This window comes from Streptomyces sp. NPDC034084 (assembly GCF_055575535.1).
The window spans coordinates 53,019-69,057 of the sequence record NZ_JBVISK010000002.1; the positions used below are offsets into that span (position 1 = coordinate 53,019).

Genomic DNA, 16,039 nt, shown 5'->3' on the forward strand with positions numbered 1-16,039 from the left:
CTGCCGGCGGTGCCGGGCAGTGCCCGGCTTCGAACTGTCACCGGAACCGGGCGGCCACTGTGTGAAAGGAGCGTTTGGGCTCCCACTGCCCGGTCTCCACGTAGCCGCGCCTCGTCCCGGGGGGAAAGGTCTTGACCAGCGCGAAACTGGCGATGTCCAGGTCGTGGCGGCGCTGCGGGGCATGGGGCGAGTCGGGGGCGATGAAGTTGTAGACGAACGCGCCTTCCACCCGCTCGGCCGTATAGAGGGCCAGCAGCTCCCCGATCTCGCCGGCCTGCTCTCGTTCATTGCGCACGTAGCCGTCCTTGACCACCGGGGGCTCCCGCTCCCAGTCCACCACGTCGAAGCCCGACCCACCCTGCTCTTTGGCCCCCGTGAAGGTGCAACAGCCGAACTCGGTGATGACGACTGGCTTGCCGTGCTGTTGGAGGGCGCGCAGCCGCTTGGTGTAGATGGCCCTGTTGTCCGCGTTCCGGTACAGATTGACCCCCACGACATCGAAGCCACGCCAGTCGACGTCCTCCCACTCCCCTGAGCTGTATGTGACCCGCCCTTTGAACAGCGGCCGTACTGTCCTGAGCGCCCGGTCCAAAAAGGCGTTCAGCCGCTCCTGATGGCCGGCCGACTCGGGACGCCCCAGCGCCTGACCTCGCTCGTTGTAGTCGTTGCCCGGCACCAGTCCCGACATGAAGATGGTCAGCTCGGTGCCGACCGCGATTCCTACGCCGGGATGGCGGGTGCGCAGCCGCTCGGCAGCGCACGCCACCCTGCCGAGGAAGGCGAGGGTCTGCTCTGCGTCCCCGTCGAACTGCCGCGGCTCGAACCAGACGAAGAGGCCGTGCGCGGCCGCGATCGAGGCAGCGTCCGTCAGCCGGTCAAGGTCGTGGCCGAGCAACAGGACCGCGTTGCAGTGCAACTGCTCCTTGATGGCCGCGATCTCCCGGCGCACGTACTCCATTCGCCAGACATCACGGTCTGTATCGAAGTTGACGCCCTTGCAGGTGAGCGATCCGGCGGTCCGCGGCGGCGGCGCGGCGGTGGACCCTGCACGGGTATGCGCGGCGCCGGCGACGCAGACGGCGGACAGGGCCGCAGTGCCGGCAATCAGGGTCCTGCGGGCGATCGGTGCTGAAGTCATGCCGCCAGCTTGTACAAAGCGGGGCCGGTCGCACGTCGGCCGAAGGGCTGCTCAGCCTCGACCAAAGTCGCTACCGCGCTCGACCTGAGGCGCAGGGAGCAGGCGAACGCGGCGCCGAAGTAGAAGACTCAGAACTCCTGACGGAATGATCTTCGAGGTGGTCGGATCGCTCCGGAACTGATGATCCGGGGGTGCAGGGTGGCGCGACCGAAGTCATGGGAAGCCGACGATGAACTGTGGTCGGTGATCGAGCCGCTGCTGCCGAAGGTGGAGCGTCGGGCTCGGCATCCCGGGCGCGAGCGGCATCCTGACAACCGAAATGACGTCACCCAACGGATCCCACTGCTCCAGGCCGTGCCGCCCGTGCGGGGTAAGCACGGCCGGCCCCGGCGCCGCCCGGACATGGTGCTCGCCGACCGTGGCTATGACCACGACAAGTACCGCCGGCTGGTCTGGGACCCCGGAGTGAAACCGTTTGATCGCCCGACGCGGCACCGAGCACGGCTCCGGCCTGGACACCCAGCGGCGGGTCGTGGGACGCGCGTTCGCCCACCTGCACTGGTTCCGCCGGCTGCGGATGGGCTGGGAGACACGCGACGACATCCACGAAGCCCTCCTCAGCCTCGCCTGCAGCCTCATCTGCCGACGACGGTTGAAGAGACTGCCGAGACCACGCTTCACGGGGCTACCACGACGCCCTAGCAGACGCATCCCGCTAGGAGTTCTCACTCAGCCCACTGCAGTCCAGACAGGTGGAACCCGCTCAGGATCGGGAGTGGTTGTGGCGATGGCACGGCCGTGACTTTCGCTCTGGGGCAGACGTCGAGGCCGGCTGATCGGGGGAACGGGAAGCGATCCGGCTGCTTTCGCGGAAAACGGTTTCCGGTCAGCTTGCCTCTCGGGAAAAGCGCCTTGCGACATGGCAAGTGTTGCCCTGCGACATGATTTGAGCTGGAAAAGCCAGTCACATATTTGTCCTGTTCTCGCCCGTGTGTACGACTGGATGCCGGGCAGGCACCGGCCACCCGGAACGTTGCTGTGGCAGCGTGTGCGGCTCCAGTGGCCACTGTGACATCTCTTCTCGTGGGGGGAAGTGCATGACTTCGCGTGCTCCCGGCACGCCTTCTCGGCGTGCCCGTATGACGGCAAGACACTCCCTGACCGCGGCGATCGCGGTTCTCGCGCTGGGCGCGTCGTCGCTTTCGGCGTTCGCCGCCTCGCCCGCGGCCGGTCAGGGCCCCGGCTCGGTGTGGGGGAAGAAGGCGGCGCCTTTGGAAGTCCCGCCGGTGAAGGTGGGATCGACGAAGCCGGTGGCCTCTCGGCCCGAGGCGGCTCCCTCGAAGGAGGAGGCCGCCTGGCGTTCGGCCCAGAAGGAGCGCGTCCGTGGCTCGGCGAAAGCATCGTCCAAGGAGCAGCGTTCCTCGGCAGCGCCTGGCACGGATGCCGGTGTGCTCACGTATGTGCCTGAGGGGCAGGGGTCGGTCCCCTGGCATCAGATATCGGATTTCCGTATCACCGACTCCCTCGTCGCGCGCATCAACCTGTCCAACGGCAACCTGATGCTGGCCGCGACCGACTTCGAGGTCGCGGGTGTGGGCCAGAAGCTGCGCCTGGCGCGTACGTACAACTCGCTGCAAGGGCCTTACGGCAAGGTGTCGAACCGCTGGTGGCAGGAGTACGAGCGCTACCTGCAGTTCTTCACGAACTCGGTCGTTCTGTACGACGCGACGGGTGACTCGCTGTCCTTCACCAAGAACGCCGACGGTACCTTCACCACGCCCAAGGGATATTCGAAGGACCTGAAGAAGAACGCGGACGGTACGTACACGCTGACCCATCGCAAGTCGGGTGTGAAGGACACCTACGACGCGAACGGGACGCTGACGAAGGTGACCGACCGCAACAAGGGCACGATCACGGTCGACCAGCACGACGAGACCGGTGAGCACAAGGGCTTCAAGCTGACCGAGACCCGCTCGGGCCGCTGGGTCGACCTGCTCAAGACGTACCCGAATCAGTGGCAGGCCAAGGACCACACCGGCCGCACCGCTGTGTTCGATCTCGACGGCGGCGGCAACCTATCGCGTACGACCGACACCGAGGGCAAGACCACCTCCTATGCGTTCGACGCGGACGGACGGATCGTGAAGGTCGTGACGCCCGAAGGGCGCGTGACCACGTTCACGTACGACGCCCAGAACCGCGTCACGTCGATGCTGCGGGCGACCCAGACCGGCGCCTCCGGACACACCGGCCCGACCTACACGTACGCCTACACCGGCGCGTGGCCCTCCGACGCGGGGACGACCACCGTCACGGATCCCGAGCAGCACGCCACGAAGTACGAGCACGACGGCGAGGGCAAGGTCACCAAGGTGACCGACGCGCTCGGCCGCTCCCGTTCGAAGACCTTCGACGCGAACAACAATGTGCAGACCGCGACGGACGCGATGGGTGTCGGCGGCACCGGTGGCAATGTGACCACGTACGGCTGGGACACCCGCAACAACCTCACCTCGGCGAAGCTGCCCACCGGAGCCACATCCGCCCTGAGCGGCTATCAGACCCTGTCGGGGGCCGACCTTCCCGGCAGCATGACCACGGCCGACGGGGAGAAGACGGACTACACCTACGACACGGCCGGCAACACCAAGTCGGTCGCGGTGACCGGCACAGGCGGCGGGACACAGTCCTTCGACTACAACCCCGCGACCCCCACCTGCGGCGGGTTCGAGGGCCAGCGCTGCAAGGTCACGACGAAGATGACGTCGACGAAGTCGGTCTCCACGTCCTTCACCTACGACGCCAAGGGCAATCTGACCAAGGTCACTCCGCCCGCCCCGCTCGGCGTCACCACCTACCTGTACGACGACCTGGGGCGGCCCGTCACCGTCAAGGACGGCCGCGGTGTCACGACCCTCTACACCTACGACCACCGCGACCGCATCACCAAGGTCGACACCTCCGGCTACGCCACCGTCACCTACTCCTACGACGGAGACGGAAACCTCACCCAGCGCTCGGACGGCACCGGCGTCACCGCATACGAGTTCGACCCGCTGTCCCGCGAGACCGTGCGCACCCTGCAGAACGGCTCGCAGACGCGCCTGACCTACACGGCGGCGGGCAACGTGGACACGTACGAGGACCCGGCCGGCCTCACCGACTACACCTGGAACGAGGTCAACAAGGTCACGCAGTTCAAGGACCCGACCGGCAAGGTCACCACGTACACGTACAACAGCAACGACGTCCGCACGAAGACGACGTACCCCGGTGGCACCACCCAGGAGGTCACGCTCGACAAGTCGAGCCGTCCGGAGAAGATCCGGGCGACGTCCCCGAAGGGCACGCTGGTCGACCTCGCCTACACCTACGGCTACGACCACGACGCCAACGCCACCACCCCCCTCAAGGACGGTGGCAAGATCCGCACCCGCACGGACGCGGTCGCGGGGATGAAGACGACCTACAGCTACGACGGTGCGGGCCGGTTCTCGTACGCCAAGGAGGAGAAGGGCACCACCCTCAACTCGTCCTGGCAGTACTGCTACGACCTGGCCGGCAACCTCACCTCACAGGGTGTCGACCCCGGCTGCCCGCGCGGCACCACCTACACGATCAACGACGCCCAGCAGATCACCGAGAAGAACGGCGTCGCAACGAACTGGTCCTACGACAAGGTCGGCAACGAGACCGCCGGCGCCTCCACCCCCGAAGGCACCCGCACCGGTGAGACCTGGTCCGACTACTCCCAGATGACCTCGATCACCGTCGGCGGCAAGACCTACGCCGGCCAGTACGGCTCGACGGACCAGAGCGAGCGCATCAAGCTCGGCGACACGTTCTTCCACAACGGGCCGCTCGGCCTGTCCGCGAAGAGCGTCGGCGGCGTCGACATGGGATTCAACCGTGAACCCGGGGGCACCCTGAACTCCATGACCACCCAGGGCAAGTCCTACTACTACCTCACCGACGCGCTCGGTTCGGTCGTAGCGCTCGCCGACGAGGCCGGGACCAAGGTCAACTCGTACTCCTACAGCCCCCGCGGCGTCCAGCGCGCCGAAACCTCGGAACAGGTCCCGCAGCCGTACCGGTTCGCCGGCGGCTACCAGGACCCGACGGGCCTCTACCACTTCGCCGCCCGCTACTACGACCCCAACATCGGCCGCTTCACCAGCACCGATCCCTCCGGCCAGGAGAAGAACCCCTACCTCTACGCCGAAGGCGACCCCGTCAACCGCATCGACCCGACCGGGCTGGCTTTCTTCGACGCGGTCGGCAAGGGCTTCGACATATACGACATCGGCAGCATGGCCAAGGACGTGTCCGAGGGCAACTACAAGGACGCCCTGGCCACGGGGGTCGGCCTGGCGGCGGGTGCCGCCGCCGAGGCCGGGTGCGGCGCTGCCGCCGTCGCTGTCAGCGCACCCACCGCAGGCGTGGGCGGGCTGGCTGTCGGCGCCACCTGCTTTGCCGTCGGATACGGGGCGGGCGAACTGGGCGAGAAGGCCGCGACCAGCGCCCTGAATTAGGCATCGAAATCGGTAAACAACAACGGGAGGACAACATGTCATACGGCCAGTTCCTGGCCAAGGGCGCCGGGGAGGGCACTCCGCCCTTCTGGATCATCGCCATCGCCCTGGTCGTCATCGTCGGGGTGGCGTTCCTGGTGAGTAAGGCCCGCAAGAGGTAGCACCACCCGCCGGACACGCAGGACGTGTGGCGCTCCGCCCGGCTGGTTCCGTACTGGCCGGGCGAAGTGTTGCCCACTTGGGACACTCCAAGAAGCCCCGTGATGCGTGGTCCGTGGGGTAGCAGCTCGCGGCGCTTGAGGCGCTGATCGACGCCATCCGGTTGTCCCATGCTCGGATCGATGCATGGGCCGCGGGCGCCGAGCGGGCCTTGCCGGTGGTTGAAGATCGTGGCTTTCGAGGTTCTTCGGGCAGTGAGGGGACTGCGGGGCGGGCTCCGCGGCGCCCTGCGAGCAGTTTGAGGCGGCTGTCGCAGCGTTCGACGGACTTGTCGGCCGCAACAGGCGGCCGTGGCGAGGCGGCAGCAGGCCGCTCCGCGGTGAGTGCGAGCCGTTGGTCACGTCGAACGTGGGGCTCGGCCGCTCTCCGGGACTGGGGCCCATGACCCCACGGGCCAGTCCGCACCAGGATTCCGTGAAGCGAACACAATCCGATCGATCTTGCGCAAAGCTTGCTCCAGGGGGACAGGGTCCCCGCTCGCAGTACCTAGTCATTGGGGGTCAAAAGTGAACTGGTACCTGGAAGTCCTCAAGAAATACGCGGTGTTCAGTGGGCGCGCGCGCCGCAAGGAGCACTGGATGTTCTTCCTGTTCAACATCATCGCGGTGATCGTCGTCGCGACGGTCGACCTCGCGATCGGCACGTTCCCACTGCTCTACGCGATCTACTTCCTGGCCGTACTCTTGCCGCACCTGGGCGTGACCGTCCGCCGCCTGCACGACACCGGGCGCTCCGGCTGGTCGGTCCTCATCGGTCTGATTCCCGTCGTCGGCGGCATCATTTTGATCGTCTTCCTCGCTACCGAGGGCGAACACCACGACAACGCCTACGGTTCGAACCCGAAGGCGGCCACGGCCTACTGACCCCGTTGCACCGGCGGCCCGGCGGTGCCCTCCGCATCCGTACGGTGCCGCCCGGGGCCGTACGGGCTTGTGTCCGGACCGCGGATGCATGCGGCGATCCGGACCACCGGCAGCGAACGCCCTTGGGTGCGGGCCGTGTTGTGGAAGGCTGAGAGCAATCATCCCGGATTCCGGAGGCCCCCCATGAGCGCCGAGCACACGAACACCCTGTACGAGGCCGTGGGCGGCGCAGACACGCTGCGCCGGCTCTCCGAGACGTTCTACGAGGGGGTCCTGGCCGATCCTCTCCTCGCACCGGTCTTCGCCGACTTCACCGCCACCCATGTGGAGCACGTGGCCGTGTGGCTGGCGGAGGTCTTCTCCGGGCCGGCCGGGTTCACGTCGGAGCACGGCGGGCACCAGGCCCTGCTCCGTGCCCATCTCGGGCTCGGCATCACGGAGGAACAGCGGCTGCGCTGGATGGAGTTGATGACGGAAGCCGTGGACAAGGAGCTGCCGGACGACGCCCTGCTGCGACGCCGGGTGGTGGAGTACTTCGACTGGGGCACGCGGATCGCCAAGGACGTTTCGGCCTCGCCCCCGGGTACGGACCTCGGCGATCCCGGCCCCACTCCGCGCTGGGGCTGGGACGGCCTCGCCTGATGCTGTCACCGGACGCAGCTGGGGTTCGCCCGGATGTTGGACGCCGGCCGGCCCGGAGCAGACGTTCCACGGCCTCGTCGTGCTGATCAGCAGGCTGCACCCGGGCGTCGTGGGTCGCCGGGGGCGGCGGTGAGATGGTGGCGGGGGCGCTCACACGGTGATCACTTCGATGCCGGCCTCGGTGAGCCTGGCCGCCACGTCCGGGGCGATGCCGGCGTCGGTGACGACGGAGTCGATGCGGTCGAGGCCGCAGATCCTCGCGAAGGCGCGCTTGCCCATCTTGGAGGAGTCGGTCACCAGGACGACCTTGCGGGCCCGCTCCGCGAAGAGCCGGCTGATGGCGGCCTCGTCCTCGTGGTGGGTCATGACTCCCAGCTGCGGGTCCACGCCGTCGACGCCCAGGACGGCGACGTCGAGCACCACCTCGTTCAGCACTCCTGCTGTCAGCGGTCCCACCAGCTCGTAGGTCTGCGGCCGCGCCACACCACCGGTGACCACGATTTTGAACTGGGGGCGGACCGCCAGCTCACCGGCGATGTTCAGCGCGTTGGTCACGACGGTGTACGAGGGGCCGGACTGGCCCTCCCCCCACTCCCCCGCGCCTCCGCCCGTTCGCAGGGCGAGTGCGCGGGCCACCTCGGTGGTCGTCGTACCCCCGTTGAGGCCGATGACGTCTCCCACTGTCAGCAGGTCCGCCACCGCCCCCGCGATCCGTTGCTTCTCGGAGGCCCGGCGGGAGGACTTGTAGCGCAGGGGGAGTTCGTACGACACGCCGTGTGCGATCGCTCCTCCGCGGGTGCGGATGAGGAGCCGCTGCTCGGCGAGTTCGTCAAGGTCCCGGCGAATGGTGGCGTTCGAGACGTCGACGGCGACAGCCGCGCGCTCCACGTCCAGCTTGCCCTCGACCGCCAGCATCTCGAGCAACTGGCTCCACCGCTCCTGCTTGGACATGTCCCGCACCCTTCTCTGCCCTGAGACGCCCCGCCGCACGACCCGTCCTCGGGGCACTCTGTCGGCAGCACAGGACCGTCGGACTGGAGCATGCGCGAAGTTGATCGTAGCGCGGCGACATCGAGCATCGCCGTGGATTGATCGTCACCGCACACGGGGAACCTCCTCTTGCGAGGGGCTCGCCTCGGACAGGTTGGACGAGTGGCATCTTCGATCAGTCATGGTCGGGCGCCATCGCCGGCCTCCCGCCCGACCTGGAGTGGCTGGCCAAGGAGCGCGAACTGCGGGTCCAGTGCGCCGGTCTCGTCGTCCTGGCATCGTGGACGAAAGCATGCACACTGCGATCGTCACCGTCACGCTCATGCGCCCTCGACGTCACCTGGGACGTGGCCGAGGCGGGACCCGACGGTCTGCGGGCGTCCACCCCGGCGAGGTCCACGGGTGGTCCGGCGCGAGGGCAGGGTCGGCGATCTCGCGCCGACGTACCCCTCGACCGGGCCGATCCCGACCACCTCAGATGCTTGAAGTTGTGTGAAAACGCTGGTATTCAAGCAGTAATTGACACTTCCCTCTCGTGTCACCGCGTCGACGACCGACCCTACGAGCCCCAAGGAATCGCGTGACCACCTTCGAGACCTCCCGCACGTCCGTCGAGATCGCCTCCCAGCCGGACACCTGGCGCCGGGCGGCCCAGTCGCTCGCCTCCTGCTCGGATGCCCTGCCGCGCCGGGGGGAACGCGTCGCGGTCGTCGGCTGCGGCACCTCCTGGTTCATGGCCCACGCGTACGCGGAGCTGCGCGAGACCGGCGGACACGGCGAGACGGACGCCTTCGCCGCCTCCGAGTTCCCGCACGGCCGGAGCTACGACCGCATCCTCGCGATCACCCGTTCGGGCACCACCACGGAGGTCCTCGACCTGCTGACCCGGGTCAAGGGTTCCGTCGCCACCGGCGCCATCACGGCCGACCCCACGACCCCCGTCATGACGTCCGCCGACGCCGTCGCCGTCCTCGACTTCGCAGACGAACAGTCCGTCGTCCAGACCAGGTTCGCCACGACGGTCCTCGCTCTCCTGCGGGCCCACCTCGAAGCCGAGAACGCCCTGCCGGCCGGTGTGCGTCCACTGGACCAGGCGGCGCAGGACGCCGAGCGTGCGATCGCCGAGCCCCTCGACCCGGCCGTCTGCGGCGCCGAGCAGTTCACCTTCCTCGGCACCGGCTGGACCTACGGCCTCGCTCTCGAAGCCGGCCTCAAGATGCGCGAGGCGGCGGGGGCGTGGACGGAGGCGTACCCGGCCATGGAGTACCGCCACGGCCCGATCAGCATCACCGCCCCCGGCCGGGTCGCGTGGCTCTTCGGGGCCGAACCGCAGGGTCTCGCCGACGACGTCGCCCGCGTGGGCGGTCTGTACTCCGCAGGGTCCGGCGACGGGGCCGACGCCCTCGACCCGCTCGCCGACCTCATCCGGGCCCAGCGCCTCGCCGTCCACCTCGCCGAGGCCCGCGGCTACGACCCGGACCGTCCTCGGAACCTCACCCGTTCCGTGATCCTCAAGGGCTCCGGGGCCTGAGTCTCCCGTCGCCTGCCCCTGTCCGGCCGGTGTCGTGGACACCTCCGTCCACCTCACCGGCCGTTTCCTCAGACCTCACCCTCTTCGTCGCCCCTCCGTCACCGCTCGCACCGCTTCGTGGAGAACTCCCATGCCTCTGACCCCCACCGACGGCATCGTCGGGCCCGCGCACGCCGCGAACACCGGTGTCGGCGCGTTCAATGTCGTCCAGATCGAACACGCCGAGGCGATCGTCACCGGGGCCGAGCACGCCGGGCTGCCGGTCATCCTGCAGATCAGCGAGAACACGGCCCGCTACCACGGCGCCCTCGCCCCCATCGCCCTGGCCACGCTCGCGATCGCTCGTGCCGCCGACGTGCCGGTGGCGGTCCACCTGGACCACGCGGAGTCCACCGAGCTCGTCCGGGAAGCCGTCGACCTCGGCTTCACTTCGGTCATGTTCGATGGCTCGAAACTGCCGTACGGAGCGAACGTCGCCGCCACTCGTATGGTCGCCGACCTCTGCCACCGGGCCGACGTCTGGGTCGAGGCGGAGCTCGGCGAGGTCGGCGGCAAGGACGGCGCGCACGCCCCCGGTGTCCGTACGGACCCGGACGAGGCCCGCGAGTTCGCCGCTGCGACGGCGGTGGACGCGCTCGCGGTGGCCGTGGGCAGCTCGCACGCCATGCTCACCCGGGACGCGGTGCTCGACCTCGGCCTCATCGCGCGCCTCAAGGACTCGCTCGGCGTGCCGCTTGTCCTGCACGGCTCCTCCGGCGTCGACGACGCGCACCTCGCCAAGGCCGTGGCCGCCGGCATGACGAAGGTGAACATCTCCACCCACCTCAACCAGCTCTTCACCCGCACGGTCAGGGAGCGGCTCGAAGCCGCCCCGGGGGTGGCGGACCCGCGCAAGTACCTGGGCCCGGCGCGCGAAGCGGTGGCGACGGAGGTCGCTCGGCTGCTGAGCCTCCTCGCCGGCCCCTGAGCTACGGGGTGGACGAGAGGAGCGAGCTCGGCTGTCGCCTTCCGGCCGTCAGGCCCGCTGTGTCATCCGACGGTCCAGCACGGCAACGCGCTTCTGGTGTTGTCACCGGGCAGTGCTGAGGTGCCGTCGGGGTTGCCTCGGGGCCTGACCGCCAGTGGCGACGGGGCGGACGCCGTTGAGGCCGCCGCCACAGCCGATGCGGCGGTGGAGTGAGCACGCCCGCCGCCGTGAGCCAGGTGGCTCACGGCGGCGGGCGTCGCGGAAGTCTCGCGTTCGGCTCTTCGTCAGCGCGCGGCGAGGAGCTGGAGGGTGTCGATCACGCGGTTCGAGAAGCCCCACTCGTTGTCGTACCAGGCGACGACCTTGACGTGGCGTCCCTCGACGCGGGTGAGGGCGGAGTCGAAGATCGACGAGTGCGGGTTGCCCACGATGTCGGCGGAGACCAGCGGGTCGTCCGAGTACTCGAGGACACCGGCCAGCGGGCCCTCGGCCGCGGTGCGGTAGGCCTCCAGGACGTCCTCGCGGGTCACGTCGCGGGCGACGGTCGTGTTGAGCTCGACGATCGAGCCGACCGGGACCGGCACGCGGATCGAGTCGCCGGACAGCTTGCCGTCCAGGTTCGGCAGGACGAGGCCGATGGCCTTCGCGGCGCCGGTGGAGGTCGGCACGATGTTGACGCCGGCGGCGCGGGCGCGGCGCGGGTCGCGGTGCGGCCCGTCCTGCAGGTTCTGCTCCTGCGTGTAGGCGTGGACCGTCGTCATGAAGCCGTGCTCGATCCCGGCGAGGTCGTCGAGGACCTTCGCGAGGGGCGCGAGCGCGTTGGTCGTGCACGAGGCGTTCGAGACGATCGTGTGCAGCTCGGCGTCGTACGCGTCGGTGTTCACGCCGTACGCGAGGGTGACGTCCGCTCCGTCGGCGGGCGCGCTCACGAGCACCTTCTTCGCCCCGGCGTCGATGTGGGCGCGGGCGGCCTTGGCCGAGGTGAAGCGGCCGGTCGACTCGAGCACGATCTCCACGCCGAGTTCGGCCCACGGCAGATCCGCCGGCTCGCGCTCGGCGAGCACCTTGATGCGGCGGCCGTCGACGACGAGGGTGTCCCCGTCCACGGTGACCGGGCGGCCGAGGCGGCCCGAGGTCGAGTCGAAGGCGAGGAGCCGCGCAAGGGCAGTGGGCTCCGTGAGGTCGTTGACGGCGACGACCTCGAAGTCGCTGTCGCGCTCGAGGAGCGCGCGGAGCACGTTGCGTCCGATGCGGCCGAAACCATTGATGGCAATGCGAGTCATGAGCGGTGTCCCTTCCGATTCACCACCCAGATTCGCGCGGAAAGATCGCTCCGACCAGCGGCGTGATCGCCACGGTCCGCAAGTATCGCGCCAAGCGGCCGCCACCGAGGCCGAGAGGCTCTCCCGGAGGTCTCTCGGAGGGTGGTCGCGGTACTTCTCCGAGGGCGGCTACTCCCCCTGCGCGAAGGTGCGCCGGTACTCGCTCGGTGTGGTGCCCAGGATGCGCTGGAAGTGCAGGCGCAGATTCGCTCCCGTGCCCAGGCCGACGTCGGCGGCGATCTGCTCCACGCCCCGCTCGGATCGTTCGAGCAGTTCGCGGGCCATGTCGATGCGGGCCCGCATCACCCACTGCATGGGGGTGTAGCCGGTGTCCTCGGCGAACCGGCGCGAGAACGTGCGCGGCGACACCGCCGCGTTCCGGGCGAGGATCTCCAGGGTGAGAGGCTCGCCGAGCCGGTGCAGGGCCCACTCCCGGGTGGCGGCGAACCGCTCGCCGAGCGGCTCCGGCACGCTGCGCGGCACGTACTGTGCCTGGCCGCCGCTGCGGTAGGGGGCCGCGACCAGCCTCCGGGCGGCGTGGTTCGAGGCGGCCACACCGAGGTCCCCGCGCAGGATGTGGAGGCACAGGTCGATACCGGAGGCGGCGCCGGCGGACGTGAGCATGCTGCCCTCGTCGACGAAGAGGACGTTCTCGTCGACGTGGATCAGCGGGCGCTTGGCGGCGAGCGCCCGCGCGTAGTGCCAGTGGGTCGTGGCGCGTTTGCCGTCGAGGAGGCCGGTGGCGGCGAGGGCGAAGGCTCCCGTCGAGATGGCGGCGAGCCGTGCCCCGCGGTCGTGGGCGGCGACCAACGCGTCGACGACGGCCTGCGGCGGGTCCTCGCGATCGGGGTGGCGGTAACCGGGGACGAAGACGATGTCGGCCCACGTGAGTGCCTCCAGGCCGTGGGCGACCTGGTACGACAGGCCGTCGCCACCCGCCACGACGCCGGGTTCCGCGCCGCAGACCCGTACCTCGTACGGCATGCTCGCCCGGGTCGTGAACACCTGCGCGGGGATTCCGACGTCGAGGGGTTTCGCACCTTCGAGCACGAGGACGGCGACGCGGTGGAGACGTGAGGCTGGCACGTACACGAGGGTACGCGGCCAGGTGTCCTCGCTGGTCAGCGACGGTCGGGGCGTTGTGGCACACGCCCCGGCGAGGGGTGGAGGGGGGCACCCGGAGGTCCCCGCCACGTGACGCGCGGCGTGCCCCGGGGGCTGTTGCCTGTCGACCGGGGCCGGCACCGGACGAAGGCCGGCCGGGAGTCCCCCCACGCCCCTGCTGGAGTTGCGCCGTCCGGATCTCGTCCCTCGTGGCGGGAACGTTTCGTGGCCGGCGGCACTCCTGATCGTTGGACACGCGGGGTCACGCACGAATGCGACGCGGCCCCCGTCCCGCGGCTCACCCCCGCCGAGTGCCGCACCGAACGATTCGAAGAAGTCGAGGAATCACCGTGCCTCTGTCGTCGCACCGCCGCCTGGCCGTGAGCGTCACCCTGATCGCCGCGTTCGCGGCGGGTGTCGTCCCTGCCGCCAGCGCGTTCGCCGCGCCCCTGTCGCCCGCCGTGGCGACCTCGCCCGCGGTTCCCGCCCCCGACATGCAGGGCGTGGTCGCCGCGCTCGACGCCGCCATGGCCAACGGCGCGCCGGGGGCGATGGCCCGGTTCACCGGCCCCGACGGGGTCAAGAGCCGGACCGCCGGCGTCCAGGACCGGACCTCGGGGGCGCCGATGGACATCCACGCGCGCTTCCGGATCGGCAGCGTCAGCAAGACGTTCTCCTCGGTCGTGCTCCTCCAGTTGGTGGAGGAGGGCCGGCTGGAACTCGACGCGCCGGTCAACCGCTACCTGCCGGGGCTGCTGCCCGACGACCGCATCACGGTGCGGCATCTCCTCACCCATCGCAGTGGGCTCGCCGACTACACCGACGCGATGTTCGCCGACACCGTGCCGGGCTTCGAGGCCGTACGGAACCGGGTGTTCAGCTACCAGGAGCTCGTCGACCTCTCCCTGAGCGAGCCCCGCACCACCGAGCCCGGGGTGGCGTACCAGTACTCCAACGCCAACTTCGTGGTCGTCGGCATGCTCATCGAGAAGCTCACGGGCCGGCCGGTGTCCGACGCGTACGAGCGCCGCATCTTCAAGCCGCTGAAGCTGCGCTCGACCTCGTACGTCCACCCGGACACGCGCATCAAGGGCATGCACGCGCGGGGCTATCTGCACCCGGACGCGGAGGGCGACCCGCTCGTGGACTCCACAGAGCAGACGGTGTCCTGGGCGCAGTCCGCCGGGGCGGTCATCTCCAGCCCCGCCGACCTGAACACCTTCACCAGCGCGCTCGTGCGCGGCCGGCTGCTGTCTCCGGCGATGCTGGAGGCGATGACGACGGTCACGCCGACGGACGCCACGAACACCCGGTTCTACGGTCTTGGGCTGCGCCGCTACGACCTGTCCTGCGGCACGCAGGTGTACGGGCACACGGGCACCGTGCAGGGCTTCTACACTTACGCGTTCTCGACCCGGGACGGCAGGCGCAGCCTGTCGGCCATGGCGAACACCTCGAACCACGGCGCCGCGAACACGGCGCTCGGCGGAACGCTGGAGGCGGCCTTCTGCGGCAACAAGCCGCCGGTGGCGCCGTCCTCACGCGCCGGCTCCTCGCCCGCGGCCCGTGACCTCTCGTCGCTGCCGGCCGAGCGGGACCTGCCGGAACGCCACTGACGGCCCTCCGGCGAGGTCCCGGAGTTCACGCCTGGTACTCGGTGAGGTCGATGGCGTAGACGCGCAGGGGGAAGCCGAAGAGCGGGTGGCTCGTGTCCCGCTCCGGCTCCATGCCGAGCTTGCCGATGACGTTCTCGGAGGCGTGGTCGCTGATGTGCGTGATGGCGACGACCCGGTCGAGCCCGCGGTCCTGGAGGGCGAACTCCAGGACCGCGTGGGCGGCCTCGGAGGCGTACCCCTGGCCCCAGAACTGCCGGCCGAGCCGCCAGCAGATCTCCACGGCGGGGAGCACCTCCGGCAGGAACTCCGGCACGGAGAGCCCCGCGAAGCCGATCAGTTCCCCCGAGCTGAGGAGTTCGACGGCGAAGAGTCCGAAGCCCTCCTCGTCCCACTCCTCCTCGTAGCGCTCGATGGCCTCCGCGGTCTCCTCCAGGTCCTGGACCGAGCCGTCGCCGATCCACCGCATGACCTCGGGGTCGGCGTTGATCTCCGCCATGGGGACGAGGTCGTCGTCGCTCCAGCGGCGGAGCAGGAGCCGGGGGGTGCGGATCTCGGTCATGCCCTCATCCTGACGCATGCGCGGTCCCGTCTCGCGGCGGGCGGCGCCGCGGGGTCAGGGGGTGGCGCGCGACGGTGCGCGGTCAGCGGTAGTACGCCTCGACCACGGCCCGTACCTCGTCGTGCAGGGCGGGGCCGTCCTGGGGTACGGGCGGGCGGCCGTTGCCCGGGCGGATGTCGAGGAGCTGTTCGCTGGAGAGGGCGTACACGACGCGGCGGAGGCCGGCCTGCCGGATGACCGCTTCGCACATGTCGCACGGCTGACAACTGGTGTACATCGTGGTCTCGGCCGCCGTGGCCGGGTCCAGTTCCCGGGCCGCCCACCGCGCCAGTTTCAGTTCGGGGTGCGCTGTGATGTCCTTGTCCGTGACGGTGGTGTTGTGCTGCTCCGCCAGGATCGTGCCGTCCGCTGCCGCGAGGAGCGACCCGAACGGCGGGTCACCGCCGTCTCGCGCTGTGGCCGCGAGGGCGATGGCGCGGCGGAGGAGGGTGTGGTCGTCGGCTGTCGTCATGGCGTCTCCGTCGGGGTGGGGTGAAGTGTCTCGTGAGGCGGG

At 69.6% G+C, this 16,039-nt stretch carries 13 protein-coding genes and 1 pseudogene; 8 read left to right on the top strand and 6 right to left on the bottom strand.

All coding sequences use genetic code 11. The features are described 5' to 3' along the window. Positions 1-37: 37 nt before the first annotated feature. The gene (locus ACZ51I_RS05730) at positions 38-1,138 is read right to left on the bottom strand and encodes an abortive infection protein (RefSeq protein ID WP_468871764.1); all 1,101 of its coding nucleotides are present in this window, start codon (positions 1,136-1,138) and stop codon (positions 38-40) included. A gap of 312 nt (positions 1,139-1,450) precedes the next feature. Between ACZ51I_RS05730 and ACZ51I_RS05735 the strand changes: the two are divergent. From ACZ51I_RS05735 to ACZ51I_RS05755, 5 genes and pseudogenes are all read left to right on the top strand, one after another. After that, positions 1,451-1,796, top strand: a pseudogene (locus tag ACZ51I_RS05735) (transposase); the annotation flags it as partial. Between the two features lie 481 nt (positions 1,797-2,277). Then, positions 2,278-5,673 (top strand): RHS repeat-associated core domain-containing protein, encoded by a 3,396-nt coding sequence (locus tag ACZ51I_RS05740; RefSeq protein ID WP_468871765.1) that lies wholly within the window; start codon positions 2,278-2,280, stop codon positions 5,671-5,673. A 35-nt stretch (positions 5,674-5,708) separates the two neighbouring features. Then, on the top strand, positions 5,709-5,834 hold the full coding sequence (locus ACZ51I_RS05745) for a hypothetical protein (protein ID WP_345279188.1): 126 nt from the start codon (positions 5,709-5,711) through the stop codon (positions 5,832-5,834). A 564-nt stretch (positions 5,835-6,398) separates the two neighbouring features. Beyond that, positions 6,399-6,755: a DUF805 domain-containing protein gene (locus ACZ51I_RS05750; protein WP_468871766.1), complete on the top strand. Its 357-nt coding sequence runs from the start codon at positions 6,399-6,401 to the stop codon at positions 6,753-6,755. A gap of 183 nt (positions 6,756-6,938) precedes the next feature. After that, positions 6,939-7,397 (top strand): group II truncated hemoglobin, encoded by a 459-nt coding sequence (locus ACZ51I_RS05755; RefSeq protein WP_468871767.1) that lies wholly within the window; start codon positions 6,939-6,941, stop codon positions 7,395-7,397. A 150-nt stretch (positions 7,398-7,547) separates the two neighbouring features. On the opposite strand, the gene ACZ51I_RS05760 is transcribed toward ACZ51I_RS05755, so the two are convergent. Next, complete coding sequence (locus ACZ51I_RS05760) at positions 7,548-8,348, bottom strand: DeoR/GlpR family DNA-binding transcription regulator (protein ID WP_468871768.1); 801 nt, start codon at positions 8,346-8,348, stop codon at positions 7,548-7,550. A gap of 619 nt (positions 8,349-8,967) precedes the next feature. Between ACZ51I_RS05760 and ACZ51I_RS05765 the strand changes: the two genes are divergently transcribed. Next, positions 8,968-9,918 (top strand): SIS domain-containing protein, encoded by a 951-nt coding sequence (locus tag ACZ51I_RS05765; protein WP_468871770.1) that lies wholly within the window; start codon positions 8,968-8,970, stop codon positions 9,916-9,918. Between the two features lie 130 nt (positions 9,919-10,048). Beyond that, positions 10,049-10,885 (top strand): class II fructose-bisphosphate aldolase, encoded by an 837-nt coding sequence (locus tag ACZ51I_RS05770; protein WP_468871772.1) that lies wholly within the window; start codon positions 10,049-10,051, stop codon positions 10,883-10,885. Between the two features lie 284 nt (positions 10,886-11,169). Here the strand turns inward: ACZ51I_RS05770 and gap are convergent, their stop codons facing one another. Beyond that, complete coding sequence (gene gap, locus ACZ51I_RS05775) at positions 11,170-12,168, bottom strand: type I glyceraldehyde-3-phosphate dehydrogenase (protein WP_468871773.1); 999 nt, start codon at positions 12,166-12,168, stop codon at positions 11,170-11,172. A gap of 168 nt (positions 12,169-12,336) precedes the next feature. Then, positions 12,337-13,293 (bottom strand): GlxA family transcriptional regulator, encoded by a 957-nt coding sequence (locus ACZ51I_RS05780; protein ID WP_468871775.1) that lies wholly within the window; start codon positions 13,291-13,293, stop codon positions 12,337-12,339. A gap of 368 nt (positions 13,294-13,661) precedes the next feature. On the opposite strand from ACZ51I_RS05780, the gene ACZ51I_RS05785 reads away from it, so the two are divergent. After that, entirely contained in the window at positions 13,662-14,927 is a 1,266-nt protein-coding gene (locus ACZ51I_RS05785) for a serine hydrolase domain-containing protein (protein WP_468871776.1), read from the top strand. Between the two features lie 25 nt (positions 14,928-14,952). On the opposite strand, the gene ACZ51I_RS05790 is transcribed toward ACZ51I_RS05785, so the two are convergent. Together ACZ51I_RS05790 and ACZ51I_RS05795 are read right to left on the bottom strand one after the other, a co-directional pair. Continuing rightward, the gene (locus ACZ51I_RS05790) at positions 14,953-15,486 is read right to left on the bottom strand and encodes a GNAT family N-acetyltransferase (RefSeq protein WP_468871778.1); all 534 of its coding nucleotides are present in this window, start codon (positions 15,484-15,486) and stop codon (positions 14,953-14,955) included. Between the two features lie 82 nt (positions 15,487-15,568). Beyond that, positions 15,569-15,997 (bottom strand): nucleoside deaminase, encoded by a 429-nt coding sequence (locus ACZ51I_RS05795; protein ID WP_468871780.1) that lies wholly within the window; start codon positions 15,995-15,997, stop codon positions 15,569-15,571. Positions 15,998-16,039 lie beyond the last annotated feature (42 nt).

Excerpts from the sequence above, each read along its gene's own strand:
- ACZ51I_RS05730 (WP_468871764.1), bottom strand. The coding sequence starts at position 1,138 with ATGACTTCAGCACCGATCGCCCGCAGGACCCTGATTGCCGGCACTGCG.
- ACZ51I_RS05740 (WP_468871765.1), top strand. The coding sequence starts at position 2,278 with ATGACGGCAAGACACTCCCTGACCGCGGCGATCGCGGTTCTCGCGCTG.
- ACZ51I_RS05745 (WP_345279188.1), top strand. The coding sequence starts at position 5,709 with ATGTCATACGGCCAGTTCCTGGCCAAGGGCGCCGGGGAGGGCACTCCG.
- ACZ51I_RS05755 (WP_468871767.1), top strand. The coding sequence starts at position 6,939 with ATGAGCGCCGAGCACACGAACACCCTGTACGAGGCCGTGGGCGGCGCA.
- ACZ51I_RS05760 (WP_468871768.1), bottom strand. The coding sequence starts at position 8,348 with ATGTCCAAGCAGGAGCGGTGGAGCCAGTTGCTCGAGATGCTGGCGGTC.
- ACZ51I_RS05770 (WP_468871772.1), top strand. The coding sequence starts at position 10,049 with ATGCCTCTGACCCCCACCGACGGCATCGTCGGGCCCGCGCACGCCGCG.
- gap (WP_468871773.1), bottom strand. The coding sequence starts at position 12,168 with ATGACTCGCATTGCCATCAATGGTTTCGGCCGCATCGGACGCAACGTG.
- ACZ51I_RS05790 (WP_468871778.1), bottom strand. The coding sequence starts at position 15,486 with ATGACCGAGATCCGCACCCCCCGGCTCCTGCTCCGCCGCTGGAGCGAC.
- ACZ51I_RS05795 (WP_468871780.1), bottom strand. The coding sequence starts at position 15,997 with ATGACGACAGCCGACGACCACACCCTCCTCCGCCGCGCCATCGCCCTC.